The 19,682-nt window shown below is 57.5% G+C and carries 16 protein-coding genes; 15 read left to right on the forward strand and 1 reads right to left on the reverse strand.

The genetic code is table 11. From position 1 onward, the window contains the following. Window position 1: 1 nt before the first annotated feature. Window positions 2-310, forward strand: coding sequence for an LPXTG cell wall anchor domain-containing protein (locus JUE30_RS07510; protein WP_203624316.1), 309 nt, complete (start codon window positions 2-4; stop codon window positions 308-310). A gap of 80 nt (window positions 311-390) precedes the next feature. Here the strand turns inward: JUE30_RS07510 and JUE30_RS07515 are convergent, their stop codons facing one another. Continuing rightward, the gene (locus JUE30_RS07515) at window positions 391-999 is read right to left on the reverse strand and encodes a TVP38/TMEM64 family protein (protein ID WP_203624317.1); all 609 of its coding nucleotides are present in this window, start codon (window positions 997-999) and stop codon (window positions 391-393) included. A gap of 202 nt (window positions 1,000-1,201) precedes the next feature. On the opposite strand from JUE30_RS07515, the gene ruvA reads away from it, so the two are divergent. The 14 genes from ruvA to alaS all read left to right on the forward strand — a co-directional run bounded on the left by ruvA (window position 1,202) and on the right by alaS (window position 19,631). Further along, window positions 1,202-1,777, forward strand: a complete 576-nt coding sequence (gene ruvA / locus JUE30_RS07520) for a Holliday junction branch migration protein RuvA (protein ID WP_203624318.1) — start codon at window positions 1,202-1,204, stop codon at window positions 1,775-1,777. A gap of 21 nt (window positions 1,778-1,798) precedes the next feature. Further along, a complete protein-coding gene (gene ruvB / locus JUE30_RS07525; protein ID WP_203624319.1) occupies window positions 1,799-2,800 on the forward strand; it encodes a Holliday junction branch migration DNA helicase RuvB in 1,002 nt (333 codons plus the stop codon). 9 nt (window positions 2,801-2,809) lie between these two features. Beyond that, window positions 2,810-3,844: a tRNA preQ1(34) S-adenosylmethionine ribosyltransferase-isomerase QueA gene (gene queA / locus JUE30_RS07530; RefSeq protein ID WP_203624320.1), complete on the forward strand. Its 1,035-nt coding sequence runs from the start codon at window positions 2,810-2,812 to the stop codon at window positions 3,842-3,844. A 358-nt stretch (window positions 3,845-4,202) separates the two neighbouring features. After that, on the forward strand, window positions 4,203-5,342 hold the full coding sequence (gene tgt, locus JUE30_RS07535) for a tRNA guanosine(34) transglycosylase Tgt (RefSeq protein WP_203624321.1): 1,140 nt from the start codon (window positions 4,203-4,205) through the stop codon (window positions 5,340-5,342). Window positions 5,343-5,407: 65 nt separating this feature from the next. Further along, window positions 5,408-5,797, forward strand: coding sequence for a preprotein translocase subunit YajC (gene yajC, locus JUE30_RS07540; protein ID WP_203624322.1), 390 nt, complete (start codon window positions 5,408-5,410; stop codon window positions 5,795-5,797). Window positions 5,798-6,053: 256 nt separating this feature from the next. After that, window positions 6,054-8,660 (forward strand): bifunctional acetaldehyde-CoA/alcohol dehydrogenase, encoded by a 2,607-nt coding sequence (gene adhE / locus JUE30_RS07545; protein ID WP_125757100.1) that lies wholly within the window; start codon window positions 6,054-6,056, stop codon window positions 8,658-8,660. 117 nt (window positions 8,661-8,777) lie between these two features. Then, window positions 8,778-9,422 carry a metal-dependent transcriptional regulator gene (locus JUE30_RS07550; RefSeq protein ID WP_203624323.1) on the forward strand — a complete coding sequence of 215 codons (645 nt, stop codon included), beginning with the start codon at window positions 8,778-8,780 and terminating at the stop codon, window positions 9,420-9,422. Between the two features lie 30 nt (window positions 9,423-9,452). Next, window positions 9,453-10,931, forward strand: coding sequence for a glucose-6-phosphate dehydrogenase (gene zwf / locus JUE30_RS07555; protein WP_203624324.1), 1,479 nt, complete (start codon window positions 9,453-9,455; stop codon window positions 10,929-10,931). Window positions 10,932-10,987: 56 nt separating this feature from the next. Then, window positions 10,988-12,085 carry a DNA polymerase IV gene (gene dinB / locus JUE30_RS07560; protein WP_203624325.1) on the forward strand — a complete coding sequence of 366 codons (1,098 nt, stop codon included), beginning with the start codon at window positions 10,988-10,990 and terminating at the stop codon, window positions 12,083-12,085. Between the two features lie 51 nt (window positions 12,086-12,136). Next, the gene (locus JUE30_RS07565; protein ID WP_203624326.1) at window positions 12,137-13,462 is read left to right on the forward strand and encodes a DRTGG domain-containing protein; all 1,326 of its coding nucleotides are present in this window, start codon (window positions 12,137-12,139) and stop codon (window positions 13,460-13,462) included. Continuing rightward, window positions 13,459-14,409 carry a bifunctional oligoribonuclease/PAP phosphatase NrnA gene (locus JUE30_RS07570; RefSeq protein WP_203624327.1) on the forward strand — a complete coding sequence of 317 codons (951 nt, stop codon included), beginning with the start codon at window positions 13,459-13,461 and terminating at the stop codon, window positions 14,407-14,409. Before JUE30_RS07565 ends, JUE30_RS07570 begins: the two co-directional genes overlap by 4 nt. A gap of 6 nt (window positions 14,410-14,415) precedes the next feature. After that, entirely contained in the window at window positions 14,416-15,762 is a 1,347-nt protein-coding gene (locus JUE30_RS07575) for a DEAD/DEAH box helicase (protein WP_203624328.1), read from the forward strand. A gap of 30 nt (window positions 15,763-15,792) precedes the next feature. Beyond that, the gene (locus JUE30_RS07580; RefSeq protein WP_203624329.1) at window positions 15,793-16,728 is read left to right on the forward strand and encodes a hypothetical protein; all 936 of its coding nucleotides are present in this window, start codon (window positions 15,793-15,795) and stop codon (window positions 16,726-16,728) included. A 263-nt stretch (window positions 16,729-16,991) separates the two neighbouring features. After that, on the forward strand, window positions 16,992-19,631 hold the full coding sequence (gene alaS / locus JUE30_RS07585; RefSeq protein ID WP_203624330.1) for an alanine--tRNA ligase: 2,640 nt from the start codon (window positions 16,992-16,994) through the stop codon (window positions 19,629-19,631). Window positions 19,632-19,682 lie beyond the last annotated feature (51 nt).

A 19,682-nucleotide genomic window follows, 5' to 3' on the forward strand; every position in this document is an offset into this window, starting at 1 on the left:
AATGGCAAAGAGGTTGTGGATGGCGCTGCTTGCGATTGCCGTTTTTGGCTTAGGCGCCAACCTTCAAGCGGTTCAAGCGGCTGAAGGACGCCAGAGTGTGGCGTCCTTCACACTGATGGCTGACCAAGTCACGGAGCCGGTGCCACCAGAACCAACAGAAAGCCTGTCCCACCTCGAGTTCGTGCCAACCGGATCAAACGCGGCACTACCTGCGACCGGTAACTCAGCAAATGTCAGTGTGGCCATCCTGGGGCTGCTTGTATTGGTTGTTGTTGGGCGCGCCCGAAAAAGAGGCGGCAGTGAGGTTTAGCGATAGGGCGCTGCCTGCCAGAAGGCGCCTCATAAACGCAAAAACACGACTCACCAGGTTTGGTGGGTCGTGTTTTGTCATTAGCCGTGAAACAGGTGCAACAGCCAATGCGCCCCAAAGATCAGGCTCATGCTGTAAACGGCAATGGTAATGGGCTTGCCCAGGATGATGACCCAGGCGAAAAACTTGAACTTCATGTGGGTCAGGCCGGCGACTAGGCAAAGCACATCATCCGGAGCCACCGGCGCGACGATGGCGATGGCGAAAAACGCGTCGAACTTCTGTTGGTTTTTCGCGTAGGCCATGTACTTGTCAAAGACTTTTTCCGACACAATGTGCAAGATGAAGGGCTTCCCGTAGTTGCGCGCCAGGAAAAAGTTGATGAACGAGCCGATCACGATGCCGATGTAGTTGTAGGCAAAGCCTTGCCAAGGGCCGAAGAGAATCACGCCGGCTGCGGTGCTGACACCCCCTGGGATGATAGGGATGACCACTTGGACCACTTGAATCAGGATAAAAATCAGCGGCCCGACCCAGCCGGTAGAGTTGATGTAGGTGTGAAGGCTCGCGAGGTCGTGGAATACGCCGATGTGGTACCAGTAAACAGTGACCCAGATGATGCCCACCAGCGAGCACAGCGCCGTGAGGTTGATTAACCGTCTTGAGGTCGTCTCACTCGTCTTCCTCACCTCCCTTAAATTCTGTCACCGTTATTTTACCAGCCTGACTTGCAGTTGGGTACTAACGCTAGGCTGAGAAGCCCTCAGACCTGCGGCCGATGTTGCTGCACCGGGCTTTGCCGGCGGCGAACACTTTCGTCACCCTGGACAATCCAGGACTTGCGCAATATGGTAAACTAGAATGACATCTAAACGATCAAGTGAGGGCAATATGTACGAATACATGAACGGAATCATCGCCGCCACCGAGCCCGGCTATGTGGTGCTCGACGTGAACGGGATCGGCTACCGCTTGCTGATGGGCAATCCATACGCTTACGCGGCCGGTCAAAAGGCGAAGATCTGGGTGCAGCACATTATCCGGGACAACGATCAGGCGCTTTACGGGTTCGAAACTGAAGAGGCGAAGCGGACCTTCAATCAGCTTCTGACTGTGACGGGTATCGGCCCCAAATCGGCGCTGGCGATTTTGGCCAACACTGACAGCAATGGGCTCAGCCAGGCAGTGTCAGGCGGCGACGTCAATTACCTGACGAAGTTCCCTGGCATCGGCAAGAAAACCGCGCAGCAAATCATCCTGGATCTGAAGGGCAAACTGGCGCTCACCGCGCAGCCGGAACCGGCCGCTGCGCCTGACGTGGCACCGGAACTTGCCGATGCCTTGGCAGCACTGGTGGCGCTGGGCTATCAAGAAAAAGCCGTGAACAAACTGAGCGACAAGCTGGCTGAAAGCGGTGAAACCACAACCGACGGGTATTTGCGCCGCGGTTTACAACTGTTGAGTTAATTTTGAGTGAGGAGGGACAACGTGGCTGACGATAGAATCGTGTCAAAGGACGCAGATAGCCAAGACGATGCGGTCGAGCGCAGCCTGCGTCCGCACAAGCTGAGCGACTACATTGGCCAAACGGCGGTGAAGTCGCAGCTTGAGGTGTACATCAAGGCGGCGCTCAAGCGCGAAGAGGCCATGGACCATGTCCTGCTGTACGGCCCGCCAGGTTTAGGGAAAACCACGCTGGCGCTGGTGATTGCCAACGAGTTGGGTGTGCACATTCGCACGACTTCAGGACCAGCGATTGAAAAGCCCGGCGATTTGGTCGCGCTGCTCAACGAGCTGCAGCCCGGCGACGTGCTGTTCATTGATGAAGTTCACCGCCTGCCGAAAATTGTCGAGGAAATGCTCTATTCGGCGATGGAAGACTTTTACATCGACATTGTGGTCGGTGAAGGGCCAACGGCTCATCCGGTTCATTTTCCGCTGCCGCCGTTCACGCTGATTGGCGCGACGACACGGGCGGGGATGCTGTCGGCACCACTGCGCGACCGCTTCGGGATCACCGAGCACATGGCCTACTACAACGAAGACGAGTTGAAGCAAATCGTGTTGCGCTCGGCCGGCATTTTCAACATGGCGGTGCCGGAAAGTGCCGCGCTTGAAGTGGCCAGGCGCTCGCGCGGGACGCCGCGGATCGCCAACCGGCTGCTGCGGCGGATCCGTGACTTCGCTGACGTGGCTGATACCACACTGTCCGTCCGGCTGGTCGACCACGCGCTGGATCAGCTGCAGGTCGACGACCGCGGGCTCGATGCCATTGACCGTAAGCTCCTCATGATGATGATCCGCGACTACGATGGCGGTCCGGTTGGGCTGAACACCATCGCGGCCAATATCGGCGAGGAGACTGCGACCATCGAAGAAATGTACGAACCGTACCTGCTTCAGATCGGGTACCTCAAGCGCACGCCGCGCGGCCGGATGGTCACGCGCGCCGGGTACCAGCACCTGAACATTCCGTTCACAGAACACTAAGGAGAAAACATGCTCACCACTGAAGATTTTGACTACGACCTGCCTCATGAACTGATCGCGCAGACGCCACTGAAAAAGCGTGACGCCAGCCGCCTGCTGGTGTTGAATGCCGAAACCGGCGCGTATGAGGATAAGCATTTTTACGATATTCTGGACTACCTGAACCCTGGCGACGCGGTCGTGATGAACGACACGAAGGTGATGCCGGCCCGGCTTTACGGCGTCAAAAAAGAAACCGGCGCGCACATGGAAGTGTTGCTTTTGCACAACACGGAAGGCGACCAGTGGGAAACGCTGATGAAGCCCGCTAAAAAGGCGCCAGTCGGGACCGTGATCGATTTTGGCGACGGGCTGCTTCAGGCCACGGTCAAGGAAGAGCTCGATCACGGCGGCCGCATCATCGAATTCCATTACGACGGGATCTTCATGGAAATCCTGGATCAACTTGGCGAAACGCCGCTGCCGCCTTACATCAAGGCCAAGCTTGACGACCCGGATATGTACCAAACGGTTTACGCCAAGGAAATGGGTTCCGCGGCGGCCCCGACGGCCGGGCTGCACTGGACGCCAGAACTGTTGCAGAAGGTGAAAGACAAGGGCGTCAAGCTCGTCTATCTGACGCTGCACGTGGGCCTCGGCACGTTCCGTCCCGTTTCTGAGGACAACATCGAGGACCACAAGATGCACAGCGAGTTCTACCGCTTTTCCCAGGAAGCCGCGGACACATTGAACGAGGTCAAGCAAAACGGTGGCCGCATCATCGCGACCGGGACGACCTCGATTCGCACGCTGGAAACCATCGGCACCAAGTTCCACGGGGAGATCAAGCCGAGTTCCGGTTGGACAGACATCTTCATCAAGCCCGGGTACCACTGGACGCTGGTGGATGCCTTTATCACCAATTTCCATTTGCCAAAATCTACGCTGGTGATGCTGGTGGCCGCTTTCACGGGCCGGGAAAACATCCTGAACGCCTATCAGCACGCCATTCAGGAGAAGTACCGCTTCTTCAGCTTCGGGGACGCAATGTATATTCATAAGTAAAGGCTGCGCGCAGTCGCGCTCGGCAGAGCAACGGCCGAATGGATAGCTACGCCTCGCGCACTGGCCGCTTGCGGCCAGCACGCAAAGCTAGGCTATCCATCGGCCTAAGTACGCTCTGCCTCGCAGCCTAAAAAAGCCGCCGCAGATCACTCTGCAGCGGCACCACGTGGTTTAGCGAAGGGCCCAGATAAATTCTCAATATCGAAAACGACAACCAACCAGATTTTCTTTTAACGCATCGCTGCGCGGAACTCTTAATCGAATTAATCGATCACGTATGACACTCTAGCTGAGCCCTTCTTAGTGACTATAACACCGTGTCATGTCTGACTGCAATCAAAGTCTACCAGGAGGTTTTATGCCCGCACTCGAATATCATCTTAAACACATTGATAAGCACTCCGGCGCCCGGCTCGGCGAGATCGTGACGCCGCACGGCACGTTTCCGACCCCGATGTTCATGCCGGTCGGGACCCAAGCGACGGTGAAGACGCTGGCGCCTGAAGAACTCAAGGAGATGGGGGCTGGGGTGATTCTGGCCAACACCTATCACTTGTGGCTGCGGCCCGGCGAGGACATCGTCGAGGAAGCTGGTGGGTTGCATCAGTTCATGAACTGGGACCGCGGCCTGCTCACCGATTCCGGTGGCTTTCAGGTGTTCTCGCTGGCGAAGAACCGCGACATCACGGAAGCCGGGGTGAACTTTCGCAACCACCTCAACGGTGCCAAAATGTTCCTGTCACCGGAAAAGGCGATTGGAATCGAAAACGCGCTGGGACCAGATATTATGATGAGTCTGGACGAATGCCCGCCGTTTTTTGAAAGCTACGATTACGTCAAGGCCAGCGTGGCGCGCACGAGCCGCTGGGCCGAGCGCGGCTTAAAGGCGCACCAGCACCCGGACCGCCAGGCCTTGTTCGGCATTGTTCAAGGTGCCGGCTTCCGCGATTTGCGGGCGCAAAGTGCGAAAGATCTGGTCAGTCTTGATTTCCCGGGGTATTCGATTGGCGGGTTATCCGTTGGCGAATCCAAGGAAGAAATGAACCACGTGCTGGACTTCACTGTGCCGATGCTGCCGGATACCAAGCCGCGGTATCTGATGGGCGTCGGCTCGCCTGATGCGTTGATCGACGGCGTGCTCCGCGGCATCGATATGTTTGACTGCGTTTTGCCGACGCGAATCGCACGCAAGGGGACGGTCATGACGTCGCACGGTCGGGTCGTGGTCAAAAATGCTCAGTACGCGCGGGACTTCACGCCGCTGGATGACAACTGCGACTGCTACACCTGCCGCAATTACACACGTGCCTACATTCGCCACCTGCTGAAGGCCAATGAAAGTTTTGGTGAACGGCTGACGTCTTACCACAATGTGTACTTCCTGCTTCACCTGATGAAGCAGGTCCGCGAGGCCATCGCGGAAGACGCTTTGAACGATTTTCGGCAGGACTTTTTCGAGCGGTACGGCTACTTCAAGCCGGATGCGAAGAACTTCTAAGCTAGCTATCAGGCTTTAACTTTGGTACAGTGTTCCATGAACAATAAGAAAACGAGGTGCGTAATTTGGCAGGAAGTATATCTACGATTCTGATGATTGTCGTCATGTTTGCCTTTTTCTACTTCTTCATGATGCGGCCACAGAAGAAACAGCAGCAACAGCGTCAAGAAATGCTCAGCGGTCTGAAAAAAGGTGACAAGATTATCACGATTGGTGGGTTGCACGGGGTGATCGACAAGATTGACCGCAGCAACAACACGGTTGATTTGGATCTTGACGGTGTTTATTTGACCTTTAACCTTTCGGCGATCCGTACGGTGACACCGCAGGGTGAGAAGACTCCGGCGCCGGTTGCAACCGAAACGGCCGCTAAGGATGCCACCGATGAGGACAAGCCATACTCCGAAGGGGATGGCGATTCATCGGCTGACGACCAGGAAGACACGAACAAGTAAAGCCAATTTTAGATTGACGCCTCGCAGCTGCGGGGCCTTTTTTTACGCCAAATCCAGTCGAATGAATTCGGTTACGCTCAGTCTGTCACGAAAGAAAATTTTGATGAAAAGGCTTATGCAACGGCATTATGCACCATTCAAAAACAATTCCGTGAAATTTTTCACTCAAATTTGTTTACAAATTCACATTGTTCCTGTATATTATTGTTTGTGAAATGGTTAACGAAAAATTTGACAGACTTGTGGAGGGATATCAATGCTCAAACAGAAGCCAGAAGCAACAACTGACATCGACGCGATGATCGACGACCTGGTCAAAAAAGGCCAGGAAGCGCTCAAAGTGCTGAAGACCTACGACCAAGCCAAGATTGACCACATCGTTCACCGCATGGCGATCGCCGGGTTGGATCACCATATGGAGTTGGCCAAGATGGCAGTCGAGGAAACCGGCCGTGGGGTTTATGAAGACAAGGCCATCAAGAACATGTTCGCCACCGAAGAAATTTGGCACTCGATCAAAAACGACAAAACCGTTGGCGTGATCGAAGAAGACAAGCAGCGGGGGCTGACCAAGATTGCTGAACCAATCGGGGTCATCGCCGGTGTCACACCGGTCACCAACCCGACTTCGACTGTCATGTTCAAATCCGAAATCGCGATCAAGACGCGGAACCCAATCATCTTCTCGTTTCACCCAGGGGCCCAGAAGTCTTCAGCGCGAGCCCTGGAAGTGATCCGCGACGAGGCGATGAAGGTCGGCCTGCCGGAAGGGGCCCTTCAGTTCATTGCCGAGCCAAGTATTGAGGCCTGCCAAGCGCTGATGCATCACCCAGGCATCGCCACCATTTTGGCCACTGGCGGTCCTGGTATGGTCAAGTCCGCGTACTCCAGCGGCAAGCCGGCCTTGGGCGTTGGCGCCGGGAACGCGCCAGCCTACATTGAGCAAACGGCCAACATCAAGCAGGCGGTCAACGACATCGTGCTGAGTAAGAGCTTCGACAACGGCATGGTCTGCGCCTCCGAACAAGGCGTGATCGTCGACGAGCCGATCTACAGCCAGGTCAAAAATGAGTTCCAGGCGCAGGGCGCTTACTTCATCAAGCAGAAGGACCTCAAGAAGTTCACTGAAACAGTGATCAATACCGACAAGATGGCAGTCAACCCGCGGATTGTCGGCCAAAGTGTTCAGCAGATCGCGGAATGGGCAGGTATCGAGATCCCGCAAGACACCACGATTTTGATTGCCGAACTCAAGGGCGTCGGCGATGCTTACCCACTGTCTCACGAAAAGCTGAGCCCCGTGTTGGCCATGATGAAGGCCAAGGACCACGAGGACGCCTTCAAGCTGGCCGAAACCATGCTCGACATTGGGGGTCTGGGCCACACCGCGATCATCCACACCGCCGATCAGGATCTGGCGCTGGAATACGCCGATAAGATGCAGGCTTGCCGGGTGCTGGTCAACAGCCCGTCGACCTTTGGCGGCATCGGGGATCTGTACAACGAAATGATCCCGAGCCTGACGCTTGGCTGCGGTTCGTACGGTGGCAACTCAATTTCACACAACGTGGGGACGATCGACTTGCTTAACATCAAAACTCTGGCAAAGCGCCGCAACAACATGCAATGGGTCAAGCTGCCGCCGAAGATTTACTTCGAACGTAACTCGGTCCGCTACCTCGAAAAGATGGACGGCCTCGACCGCGTCCTGATTGTTGGGGACCGGGGGATGGAAAAGCTCGGGTACGTCCGCATCGTTGAAGACGTGCTGAAGAATCGGACTAACAAAGTGGACATCCAGACGTTCCTAGATGTCGAACCGGATCCTTCGACCAACACGGTTTACAAGGGCACAGCCATTGCGAAGGACTTCAAGCCTGACGCAATCGTCGCAGTCGGCGGCGGCTCCGTCATGGATGCGGCCAAGGGCATCTGGCTGTTCTACGATGGCGACGGTGATTTCTTCGGCGCTAAGCAGAAGTTCCTGGATATCCGCAAGCGCACTTACAAGTTCCCGAAGCCAACCAAGTCCAAGCTGGTCTGCATCCCGACGACTTCCGGGACCGGTTCCGAAGTGACCCCGTTTGCGGTCATCACCGATTCTGATACTGGGATCAAGTACCCGCTGGCTGACTACGCCTTGACGCCAGACGTTGCGCTGGTTGATTCGCAGTTTATTGAAACCGTGCCGCCGAAGGTTGTGGCCGACACTGGCCTGGATGTCATCTGCCACGCGACCGAAAGCTATGTGTCGACCATGGCGAGTGACTACACCCGCGGCCTGTCCCTGCAAGCACTGAAGCTTGCCTTCGACAACTTGGAGGCGTCCTACAACGGCGATCTTGAAGCCAAGGCGAAGATGCACGATGCTTCAACCATTGCCGGGATGGCCTTTGCCAACGCCTTGCTGGGGATCAACCACAGTATCGCGCACAAGCTGGGCCAGACCTTCCACTTGCCTCACGGACGTTGCATCGCAATCACCTTCCCGCACATCGTTCGCTACAATGCCGCTCGGCCAAAGAAGCGCGCCGTATGGGCGAAGTACAACTACTTCCGCGCTGACGAAGATTACGCCCAAATCGCCCGGTTCCTGGGCCTGAAGGGCAACACGACCGAGGAGCTCGTCGAAGCGTTTGCCCAAGCTTATATTGACCTGGCCCACCGGGTCGGGGTCAAGATGAGCCTGAAGGAGCAAGGCATCGAGAAGCAGGATGTGCTGGACAATGTTGATCGCATTGCCGAGCTGGCCTACGAAGACAACTGCACGGTCACCAATCCGATCGAGCCGCTGATTGCAGACATGAAGCAAATCGTGCTCGATGAGTACGAAGGCACCGCCTCAAGCGTTGGCACCAAGTAACCATTTCAAGCCCTCACACAAGTCTCAAGGAACCGGAAGAACACGTCGAAAGGCGTGTTTTTTTTGCGTAAGTCATGCATAATAGGTAATGTGTATAAACTGAAAGTAAGGATGACTATGACACCAAATAAAGAAGACTACCTCAAAATGATTTTCGAACTGGGTGGGGACACAGCCTTGATCTCCAACAAGCAGATCGTAGTTGGGCTGAACGTTTCGGCTGCCTCAGTCAGTGAGATGGTCACTAAACTGGTCGAACAGCATTACGTTACGCACACGCCGTATCAGGGCATCAAGCTGACCGCCAGTGGCCAGAGCCGGGCGGCCGCCTTAGTGCGCAATCACCGGCTGTGGGAAGTCTTTTTGACCGAAGACCTGGGCTATCCGGTGGACAATGTGCATTCAGAAGCCGAGATGCTGGAACACGCGATGACGCCGGAAATGGCGGACCGTATGGCCAAGTTTCTGGGCAACCCGAAGTACTGCCCACACGGCGGAGTCATTCCCGATGCGGACGGCCATTACCTAGATCAAAGCCGCGTCACGCTGAGCCAAGTCGACGTCGGCGTCCAGGGCCACATCGAGCGGATTGTCGACGAGCCGGGGCTGATCGATTACGTCTTTGGCCTGGGGCTTTCGATTGAGGACCACTTTGAAGTGATCGCCAAAAGTGAACAGGCGATCAGGATCCGCCAGCGGGAAACGGGCAAGGAACTCGACATTGATCCGATCCGGGCGGCGCACATTTTTGTTGAATTGTAGTTATCTTTTGAAAGCGGTGGCAGTATCACTATGAGTAACGAAGTCAATGCAGTCATTATTATGTTTGGCGGATCGGGAGACCTCGCGCATCGTAAGCTGTACCCGGCGCTGTTCGGGCTGTTTCAGCACGGCATCTTGAAGGAACATTTTGCGGTGATCGGCACCGCCCGGCGGCCGTGGAGCGACGACCATTACCAAGGCGTCGTCCGCGACTCGGTCAAGGAAGCCGGCGGCACCGATGACGAGGCCATTGCCGCGTTTGCCCAGCATTTTTACTACCAGTCCCATGATGTGACCGACGCGGATCATTACGTCACACTGAAAAAGCTGGCGGCCAAGCTGGACGACCAGTACCACGTTGGCGGCAACCGGCTGTACTACATGGCCATGGCACCGACATTCTTCAGCACGATTGCCACGCACCTTAAGTCAGAGGCGCTGCTGACCGACACTGGCTTCAACCGGCTGATCATTGAAAAACCATTCGGGCACGACTACGATAGTGCCAAGGCGTTAAACGACGCGATCACCGGCACCTTCAAGGAAGAGCAAATCTATCGCATCGACCATTACCTGGGCAAAGACATGGCGCAGGCCATCTTGGCGCTGCGGTTTGCCAACCCGTGGCTGAAGGCGGTGTGGAACAAAGATCACATCAAGGACGTTCAGATCACGCTGGCCGAGGCGGTCGGTGTCGAGGAGCGGGCCGGCTACTACGAAACCGCCGGGGCCTTGCGCGACATGGTGCAAAACCACGTGATGCAGCTTTTGGCCTACCTGACCATGGATGAACCTAAGGCCTTGACCTCCGAGGCGATTCACGAAGTTAAGGCCAAGGCCTTTGACGACCTGCACCGCTACACCGAAGAAGAAGCGCGGCAGAACTTTGTGCGCGCCCAGTACGCTGCCGCGACCGTCGATGGCAAGCAGGTGCCAGGATACCGCGAAGAAGACGGGGTGGCCGCCGATTCGATGACGGACACCTTCGTTGCCGGGAAAATGCTGACGGATAATCCGAAGCTGGCCGGCGTGCCGATTTTCATTCGCACCGGCAAGCGGCTGACGCGCAAGTCGACGCAGGTCACCGTCACGTTCAAGGGCGGCGACGGGCTCTTCGGCACCACCCCAGGCGATCAGCTCACGGTGTACATCGAGCCAAACGAAGGCTATACGCTGGAGCTGAACGCGAAGAAGCTGGGAGAGGCCTCAACGCTTGAGCGGGAGTGGCTGAACATGCGGCACACCGAACAGGCAATCGCCGATGCCCCGGAGGCTTACGAGCGGTTAATTGGGGACGTGCTGGCCGGCGATCAGACGAACTTCAACCACTGGACTGAGCTGGCGCAGACCTGGCGCTATGTCGACGTGATTTCCAGAGCCTGGGCGAAGGACCAGACGATGCCGACTTACCCGGCGGGCTCGATGGGTCCAAAGGCGGCGTTTGACCTGCTCAAAGATGGTGATCATCACTGGTACTGGCAGCCGCGGCACACGCAGCTGGCGGATTAAAACAAGTGCAAAGGTCGGCCGCGGGCCGGCCTTTTTGCCCGGAAAGGAGGGCCGTCATGCTGGAGATCCCACTGCAAAACGACACGTCACGCAAAATTGTGCATGTGGACATGGACGCGTTTTATGCGTCCATCGAAGAGCGCGACGACCCCAGCTTAAAGGCCCGGGCACTGGTGATGGCGCACGACCCGCGGCAAACCGGTGGCAAGGGCGTGGTGACGACGGCCAATTACGTGGCGCGCCAGTACGGCGTGCACTCGGCGATGCCGGCCAACGAGGCGTTGAAGCTGGTACCGGCCAAGCTGCTGACGTTTAAGACGCCGGACTTTGAAAAATACCGCGCGGTGTCCCACCAGATCCACCAGCTGTTTCATCAGGTGACGGACTTGATCGAGCCGGTAGCGCTGGACGAGGCGTACCTGGATGTCACGGCTAATCACGATTTTCACACCACCATTGAGCTGGCGCTGTGGCTGCAGGACCAGATCCGCCAGCAAACCGCGCTGAGCAGCTCGATTGGCTTGTCGTACAACAAGTTTTTGGCCAAGGAAGCCTCCGAGTACAACAAGCCGCGTGGGCGCACCGTGATCCTGCCGGAGCAGGCGCAGTTGTTTTTGGACCGACTGCCGATTGAGGAATTTCGCGGCGTCGGGAAAAAAACGGCCCCACTGTTGCAGAATCTGGGAATCACCGACGGGGCGAGCTTGCGAGCCTTCGGGCAGGACCGCCTGATTGCGAAGCTGGGCAAGATGGGCTATGAGCTGTACCGCCACGCCCTGGGCATCGACAACCGGCCAGTGTTGGTGCGCACGGCCAAGTCAATTGGCAAGGAGCGGACTTACCGCGCCTTTTTGACCAGCGAAGCCGCGGTGCGCACGCAGCTGGAAAAACTGGCGGCCATGGTCGCTGAGGCCTTGGCCAAGAAGCAGATGCACGGCAAAACCGTGGTGCTGAAAGTGCGTGATGGGGACTTCAACACGCAAACCCGGCGGCAGACCTCCGATCACTACTACCGCTCCGCCAAGTCCATCCTGGACGCGGCCTGGCAGCTGTGGCGCGAAGGCACCGAGCAGCCTGCCCAGATCCGCCTGCTGGGAATCACGGTGACCGGTCTGGACCCGCAGCAATACGAGAATATTGACCTGCCTATATAACAGCTTGACATGTGTTATACTACAGAAAAAGCGGGAAGTGAGGCTTCGTCTATGGCCACCAAACATGAACAGATCCTAGCGTACATCGGCAGTTTGCCGGTGGGTACCAAAATTTCCGTCAGGGCGGTTGCCCGGGAGCAGCACGTCTCAGAAGGAACAGCTTACCGGGCAATCAAAGAGGCGGAAACCACTGGTTTGGTGTCGACCATCGAACGGGTCGGCACGATCCGCATCGAGCAAAAACCGCTCAACAATATCGATTCGCTGACATTTCGCGGCCTGCTTTCGCTGACGGACGCCAAGGTCTTGGGCGGTTCAGCCGGTTTGCCGAAGCATTTGGACAAGTTCGTGATCGGGGCGATGACGCCGGATGAAATGCTGCGTTATATCACCAAAAATTCGGTGGTGATCGTCGGCAACCGCGAGGACGCGCAGATGCTCGCCCTGCAAAACGGGGCGGCGGTCCTGATCACTGGCGGCTTTGCGACGACCGACCGGGTGATCCGACTGGGCAATGAGATGGAACTGCCAGTCATGCAAACCGCTCACGACACCTTTACTGTGGCGACCATGATCAACCGAGCATTATCCGATCAGGCCATCAAGCAGGACATTCTGACGATTGCGGCCATCTACACGCCGCTTGCCGATGACGTGCAAACCGGCGCCCCTGATCAAACCGTGGCTGATTTCACGAAGCTGCGCGCCGGGCGCAACGATTTTGCCTTGCCAATTATCACGCCGGCCGGCCGGCTGGTGGGGATGGTCGGTAAAAAACAAGTCGCAGGCAAAAAGCCCAGCACCCTTTTGGAACGTGTCATGAGCAAGGATGCGATCACTGTGCGGCCATACCTGGGGGTCACTGCGGTTGGTCATATGATGCAGGGCAACGGGCTCTCAGTGCTCCCCGTGGTCGATGATGACTGGCATCTTTTGGGCATTGTCACCCGCGGGGCGGTTTATTCGGCGCTGGCGGAGCTTGGCAGCAGCTCTCAGGGCACGACGATTGCCGATTCAGTGGCCGCAGCCGTCACGCCGGCGCCTTCGGAAACGCCGCAAAGTGCGGCTTACACCTTGGTGACCACGCCCATGATGATGAACAAGTTGGGGACTTTGAGCTTTGGGGTGACCAACGAAATCGTCAACTACGCGGTGACCCATTTTCTCAATGCCGAGGGGCGGCGCAACGTGCTGATCGAACAGCTGTCACTGCACGCGTTTCGCCCGATTCAGCTGGAGGCGACCATTCATGTGACGGTCAAAACGCTGGAGCTGAACTCGCACACTGCCGTGTTTGAAGTGGCACTTTCGGCGGACGGCATGCTAGCGGCACTGGCTTTAACCACCTGTCAGTTATTAGAAAGGACAACACGATGATTCAAGCAAAGATTCTTCAAGCCATTCAAAGTTACGACACCATTCTCATTCACCGCCACGTCAAGCCGGACCCCGACGCGCTGGGCTCGCAGGGCGGGTTGGCGGCCGCAATTCGCGCGGCCTATCCCAGCAAGCACGTGTACCAGGTAGGCGGTTCGGTCGGCGATTTGGACTGGCTGAGCACGATGCAGGATGTCCCGGATGAGACTTACCAAGGGGCGCTGGTGATCGTGTGCGACACAGCGGACCGGCCACGGGTGTCCGATGACCGCTTTGACCGCGGGGCGATGCTGATCAAAATTGATCATCACCCGAACGATGACGCATACGGCGACCTGCAGTGGGTCGACGAGGACGCCAGCTCAGTGTCGGAGATGATTTTCGACCTGATTCAAGGCTCCGACCGCAAGCTGTTTCTGACGGCGGCAAGTGCCCGCCTGCTGTACGCCGGCATTGTCGGCGACACGGGCCGGTTCCGCTTTAATAACACGATGCCACACACACTGGCCGCGGCTGCGCGACTGATCCAAGAAGACTTTGATCCGGCTGGGTTGAACAACCGAATGAACGCGATGACCTTCGCCCAGGCTAAGCTGCAAAGCTACATTTTCGATCACATGACGATCACTGACAGTGGCGCGGCGACGGTGACGATTCCGCTTGCTGAAACCGAAAAGCTGGGTCTTCAGCCGGACGAGGTGCACGCTGCTGTGGGCACCCCAGGCCGGCTTGGCGAGGTTCAGGCCTGGGCACTGTTTGTGGAGCAAGCCGGCGATGAACCGTACCGCGTCAACCTGCGTTCCAAAGGCCCGGTCATTAATGGCTTGGCCAAGGCGCACCGCGGCGGCGGTCACCCCTTGGCCAGTGGCGCCAAGGCGGAAGATGCAGTGGAAATTGCGCAGATCACACACGAGCTTGACGAACTGACCGCAGATTTTAGAAAGTAGGACAACATGACCAATCAATTTAAGCAATACCAACTGGCGCCATTTTTGCTCAAGGCGCTGGACGCTGAGCACATCAACGCCCCGACCCCGATTCAAGAAAAAGTGATTCCGGCCCTGCTGCGCGGCGAAAGCGTGGTTGGTCAAAGCCAAACCGGCTCCGGCAAAACGCACGCCTTTTTACTGCCGCTGCTGACCCGCATCGACTTGACCCAAGATGAGGTCCAGCTCGTGATCACTGCGCCATCGCGCGAACTGGCCGACCAGCTTTACGAAGTGGCCACTGACCTGGCTCAGTTTGAGCCGCAACTCCGCATTCAGCGCTACGTTGGCGGCACTGACAAGAGCCGGCAGGAAGACAAGCTTGAAAGCAAGCAGCCCCATGTTGCCATCGGCACCCCGGGCCGCCTGCTGGATCTGATCTCTGACCACGCACTGACCGCCTACACGGCCAAGATGTTTGTCGTCGACGAGGCGGACATGACGCTGGACATGGGCTTTTTGACCACCGTCGACCAGATTGCCGGCCAGTTCGGTGAAGACCTGCAAATGGCCGTCTTTTCCGCCACGATCCCGCAAAAGCTCCAGCCGTTTTTGAAGAAGTACATGGCTAATCCCACGGTGATCGAACTCAAGCCCAAAACCGTCATTGCCGACACGGTGCAAAACGACCTGATCCAGGTCCCGGCCCGAGACCGCAACGCCTTGATCTACAAGCTGGCGACCATGGGTGAACCATTTTTGGTGCTGATTTTTGCCAACACCAAGACGCATGTCGATGCGCTGCACCAGTACCTGACCGATCAGGGCCTGAAAGTGGCCAAGATTCATGGCGACGTCGAACCGCGGCGCCGGCGGCAGGTGATGAAGCAGATTGGCGAGCTCAAGTACCAGTACGTGGTGGCCACGGATCTGGCCTCGCGCGGTATCGACATTGATGGCGTCTCGCTGGTGATCAACGCCGAGCTGCCCAAGGACAACGAGTTCTTCATCCATCGCGTCGGGCGCACCGGCCGCAATGGGCAACCCGGCACGGCGGTCACGCTGTACGAGCCCGGGCAGGAGGCGCAAATTGCCGAGCTTGAGCACATGGGTGTGCACTTCACCCCCAAGGCGCTGAAGAACGGGGAACTGGTCGATACCTATGACCGCAATCGCCGGATTCGCCGGCAGAAGAAGGCCGCGCCGGTGTCCGGTAAGATCGCCGGCATGGCCGCCAAGGAAGCCAAGAAGAAGATGCCCGGCTACAAGAAGAAGATTCGAAAGGCCGCGGAAAAAGAAGCCTGGTTCAATAACCGCGTCGAAAAGCGCAATTCTGCGCGGTCCGCGCGGAAGGCCAAAAAAGAGCGAAACTAAGCCAGTGCCGTGCAGTCAAAGGAGGGCACCATGCCAAAAGTCGAACTGATGCTTGCAGAATGGAACGCGCTGCCGCCTGAGCGCCAGCGCTTCATCGCCACTCAGCTGAGCCGCTATTTTCTTAGTCCGCTGCTTTCGGTCGATGCCATCGTGCCGGTCGCCGTGGATTACTTCGGCAATCACCTGAGCACCTTTGATATTCTGATTGGCGGGGAATGGATGCGATTTGTGCCAGGGATGCGCCAGGTCGCACTCGGCGTCAAGCAACCGGTGCCAGCCGAGATGCAAGGCGTTTTGACAGCGCTCGGCGTGAGTGAAGAAGCCGGCCAGCGGCATCTCAGCCCGGCGGCGGTGCGCGACATGCCGCCGATGCTGGTGGCGCGCGCCAGTGTGCCTACTGGCGAGGCTGTCATCGGCACGATCGACTTGACCACCCAGGTTTTTTCCGGGGATCACTTCGCTTACGTGGCGGTGAAAAACCAGGTGCTGGCGCTGCTGCGACCGAAGACTGTTGGTCTGGCGCCGGCCGCGACCGGCAATTTTCCGCCGCGCCTGGAAAACGAGACAGTGGTGCTGCGCCTGGCCGGCGAACACGCCTATCAGGTCGCGGTCAAACAAAACTGGGATCAGGTGGCGCTGGTCAAGCGCCTGTCCGGGTTCGGCTTTGCGCTGCCGGACGAGCGCGAGTACGAGTATCTGATGGGCGGCGGGCTGGATTCGCTGTTTGGCTGGGGCAACCGGCTGCCGGATCCGGGGATGCGGTACGTTCCGAACCGATTCGGCCTGACCGTACCGGCCGAGCGTGAAGGCGCCGAGCTGGTGCGCAGCGCCTTTGCCAAAAGCGCGCCTGTCGCGGCTGGAGCTGAAGGGCCGGACTTGCTGCCGCTGTCGCCGTTTTACCGCTCGCGGCTGGGTGAGTTCAAAACCATGCGGTACCGTAAAATCGCCAAGGTCGAGTTGAAGTAGGCCTGGCGGCACCCGGACTGTTGACACCGCCTGACCCGGTTCGTATAATGAATCTTTGTTAGGATATGCAAGCGTGTTGCCCACTTTCAGAAAGTCGCCGGGTGCTGTGAGGCGATAGGGACGGGCGTTTGTGCTCCCTGATCTGAAGAAGATAATCAAATTAATGAAGTGGTAAACGACCAACATCGTTGCAACCAAGGTGGTACCGCGCGCAAGCGTCCTTGGAAAGCAACGGTGTTTTTTCTTTTGCCAAGGAGGACAGCATGAAAAAACTTTCAAGCGGCGAAATTCGCCAGATGTTTCTCGACTTTTTCAAATCCAAAGGACACTCGGTTGAGCCCAGTGCCAGTCTGATCCCAGTGGACGACCCAACCTTGCTTTGGATCAACTCCGGGGTCGCGACCCTGAAGAAGTACTTCGACGGCACGGTGACCCCGAAGAACCCGCGGATCACGAATGCGCAGAAGTCGATTCGCACCAACGATATTGAGAATGTCGGCAAAACGGCGCGGCATCTGACCTTCTTTGAAATGCTCGGCAACTTCAGTGTTGGCGACTACTTCAAAAAAGAGGTCATTCCGTGGGCCTGGGAATTTCTGACATCGGACAAGTGGCTGGGGCTCGACAAAGATAAGCTGTACGTCACCGTTTACCCGAAGGACAAGGACGCGAAGGCCTTGTGGGAGCAAACCGGCGTGCCGGCTTCGCACATTTACGAAGTCGAGGACAACTTCTGGGATATCGGCGAGGGCCCATCCGGCCCGGATACCGAAATCTTCTACGACCGCGGCCAGAGCTTCAACAACCTGCCGGAAGACGATCCGGAAAGCTATCCGGGCGGCGAAAACGAGCGTTACGAAGAGATCTGGAACATCGTGTTCTCCCAGTACAACCACCTGCCGGATGGCCGCTACGTCGACCAGCCGCACAAAAATATTGATACCGGGATGGGCCTGGAGCGCCTGGTTTCAGTCATTCAAGGCACCAAGACCAACTTCGAAACCGACTTGTTCCTGCCGATCATCAAGGCAACTGAAAAGCTTTCGGCCGGTAAGACCTATGGCAAGGGCGGCCGCGATGATGTGGCCTTTAAGATCATTGCCGATCACGCCCGGACGGTGACCTTTGCCATCGGCGACGGCGCCCTGCCGAGCAATGAGGGCCGTGGCTATGTGCTGCGCCGCCTGATTCGCCGCGCAGCCGTCAACGGCCGCCGGCTCGGCATCAAGGACGCATTCCTGTACAAGCTGGTGCCAGTCGTTGGTGACATCATGGAAAGCTACTACCCGGAGATCAACCGCAACAAGGCGTTCATCCAAAAGGTCATCCGGTCGGAAGAGGACCGCTTTGCTGAGACCTTGGACGCCGGGCTGAACCTGCTGAACCAAACCATTGCCGATCTCAAGGCTAAAGGCGAAACAGTGGTGCCAGGGGCGACGGCCTTCAATTTGTTTGACACGTTCGGGTTCCCGGTTGAGTTGACCAAGGAAATCGCGTCCGATCAGGGCATCGACGTCGACATGACCGGCTACGAAGCAAACATGGAAGCCCAGCGGACCCGGGCGCGCGCCGCGCGCGGCGATGCTCAGTCAATGGGCAGTCAGGACAAAACATTGATGGCCATTAAGACCGCCAGCAAGTTTACCGGCTGGACAGATCTGCAGGATGATGCCAAGTTGACCGACCTGATTCAGGATGATCAGGAACAGGACCGGGTCACCAGCGGCGTGGCGCAGCTGATTTTTGACCAGACGCCGTTTTACGCCGAAATGGGTGGTCAAGTCGCCGACCACGGCGAAATTGTTGACGCGACTGGCGCGGTGGTGGCCAAGGTCACCGACGTCCAGCACGCCCCGAATGGTCAGAACCTGCACACGGTCGAGGTCGAGAACACCTTGAAAAAGGGTGAGACCTACACACTGAAAGTTGACGTTGAGCGTCGCAAGAAGGTCTCGATGAACCACACCGCAACTCACCTGCTGGATCAGGCCCTACGGCAGGTTCTGGGGGAGCACACGCACCAGGCGGGCTCGCTGGTTGAGCCGACCTATCTGCGGTTTGACTTCACCAACTTCGGCCAGGTGACAGACGCACAGCTGCGGGAGGTCGAAACGGTCGTCAACCAGCAGATCTGGCGGCAGCTGCCGATCACCTGGAAGGAAATGCCGATTGAAGAGGCCAAAAAGCAAGGTGCCATCGCGATGTTCGGCGACAAGTACGGCGACACAGTGCGCGTCGTGACAATCGGCGACTTTAACCGTGAGTTCGATGGCGGCACGCATCCGACCAACACCGCCGCGCTTGGACTGTTCAAGATCACCGGCGAGTCCGGGATCGGGGCCGGCATTCGGCGCATTGAGGCCGTGACGTCCAAAGAGGCGTACGATTATCTGACCAAGCAGCAAGATGAGCTGGCGCAAACGGCGCGGACGTTGAAGATCGATCACGTGGACGGCGTGCCGGCCAAGGTGGAAAGCCTGCAGCAGGAGCTCAAGGCTAGCCAGAAAACGGTTGAGGGCCTGCAGGCGAAGCTGGCAAACGAAGCGGCAGCCGGCATCTTCGACGATGCAGAAAAGGCCGGTCAGTTTACCCTGATCGCCAAGCAGCTGAAGGTGGCTGGCATGAAGGAGCTGCGCGACCTGGCCGACCAGTGGCGCGATAAGAATGCATCCGATGTGCTGGTTTTGGCCACGGCCAACGGCGGCAAGGTCAGTTTACTGGTTGCCGCGTCCAAGGCGGCCATTGCTAAGGGCGTGAAGGCCGGCGACCTGATCAAGGCCATCGCCCCGGCCATCGGCGGCGGTGGCGGCGGTCGGCCGGACATGGCGCAGGCCGGCGGCAAGCAGGCCGATGGCATTCCTGCGGCCTTGAAGCAGGCCCAGGAAACCCTCGCTAATCTTTAAAGCTAAATTGCAAGGGCGCTACGATATTTGGAGTTGAAAGGCATCTTGCCT

This window comes from Lacticaseibacillus sp. 866-1, assembly GCF_016861825.1.
In the GTDB taxonomy this organism is placed as follows: Bacteria; Bacillota; Bacilli; order Lactobacillales; family Lactobacillaceae; genus Lacticaseibacillus.

Bases quoted from the DNA above. Each gene is read 5' to 3' on its own strand.
- JUE30_RS07510 (WP_203624316.1), top strand. From the start codon at position 2: ATGGCAAAGAGGTTGTGGATGGCGCTGCTTGCGATTGCCGTTTTTGGC.
- ruvA (WP_203624318.1), top strand. From the start codon at position 1,202: ATGTACGAATACATGAACGGAATCATCGCCGCCACCGAGCCCGGCTAT.
- queA (WP_203624320.1), top strand. From the start codon at position 2,810: ATGCTCACCACTGAAGATTTTGACTACGACCTGCCTCATGAACTGATC.
- tgt (WP_203624321.1), top strand. From the start codon at position 4,203: ATGCCCGCACTCGAATATCATCTTAAACACATTGATAAGCACTCCGGC.
- adhE (WP_125757100.1), top strand. From the start codon at position 6,054: ATGCTCAAACAGAAGCCAGAAGCAACAACTGACATCGACGCGATGATC.
- JUE30_RS07550 (WP_203624323.1), top strand. From the start codon at position 8,778: ATGACACCAAATAAAGAAGACTACCTCAAAATGATTTTCGAACTGGGT.
- zwf (WP_203624324.1), top strand. From the start codon at position 9,453: ATGAGTAACGAAGTCAATGCAGTCATTATTATGTTTGGCGGATCGGGA.
- dinB (WP_203624325.1), top strand. From the start codon at position 10,988: ATGCTGGAGATCCCACTGCAAAACGACACGTCACGCAAAATTGTGCAT.
- JUE30_RS07565 (WP_203624326.1), top strand. From the start codon at position 12,137: ATGGCCACCAAACATGAACAGATCCTAGCGTACATCGGCAGTTTGCCG.
- JUE30_RS07570 (WP_203624327.1), top strand. From the start codon at position 13,459: ATGATTCAAGCAAAGATTCTTCAAGCCATTCAAAGTTACGACACCATT.
- JUE30_RS07575 (WP_203624328.1), top strand. From the start codon at position 14,416: ATGACCAATCAATTTAAGCAATACCAACTGGCGCCATTTTTGCTCAAG.
- JUE30_RS07580 (WP_203624329.1), top strand. From the start codon at position 15,793: ATGCCAAAAGTCGAACTGATGCTTGCAGAATGGAACGCGCTGCCGCCT.
- alaS (WP_203624330.1), top strand. From the start codon at position 16,992: ATGAAAAAACTTTCAAGCGGCGAAATTCGCCAGATGTTTCTCGACTTT.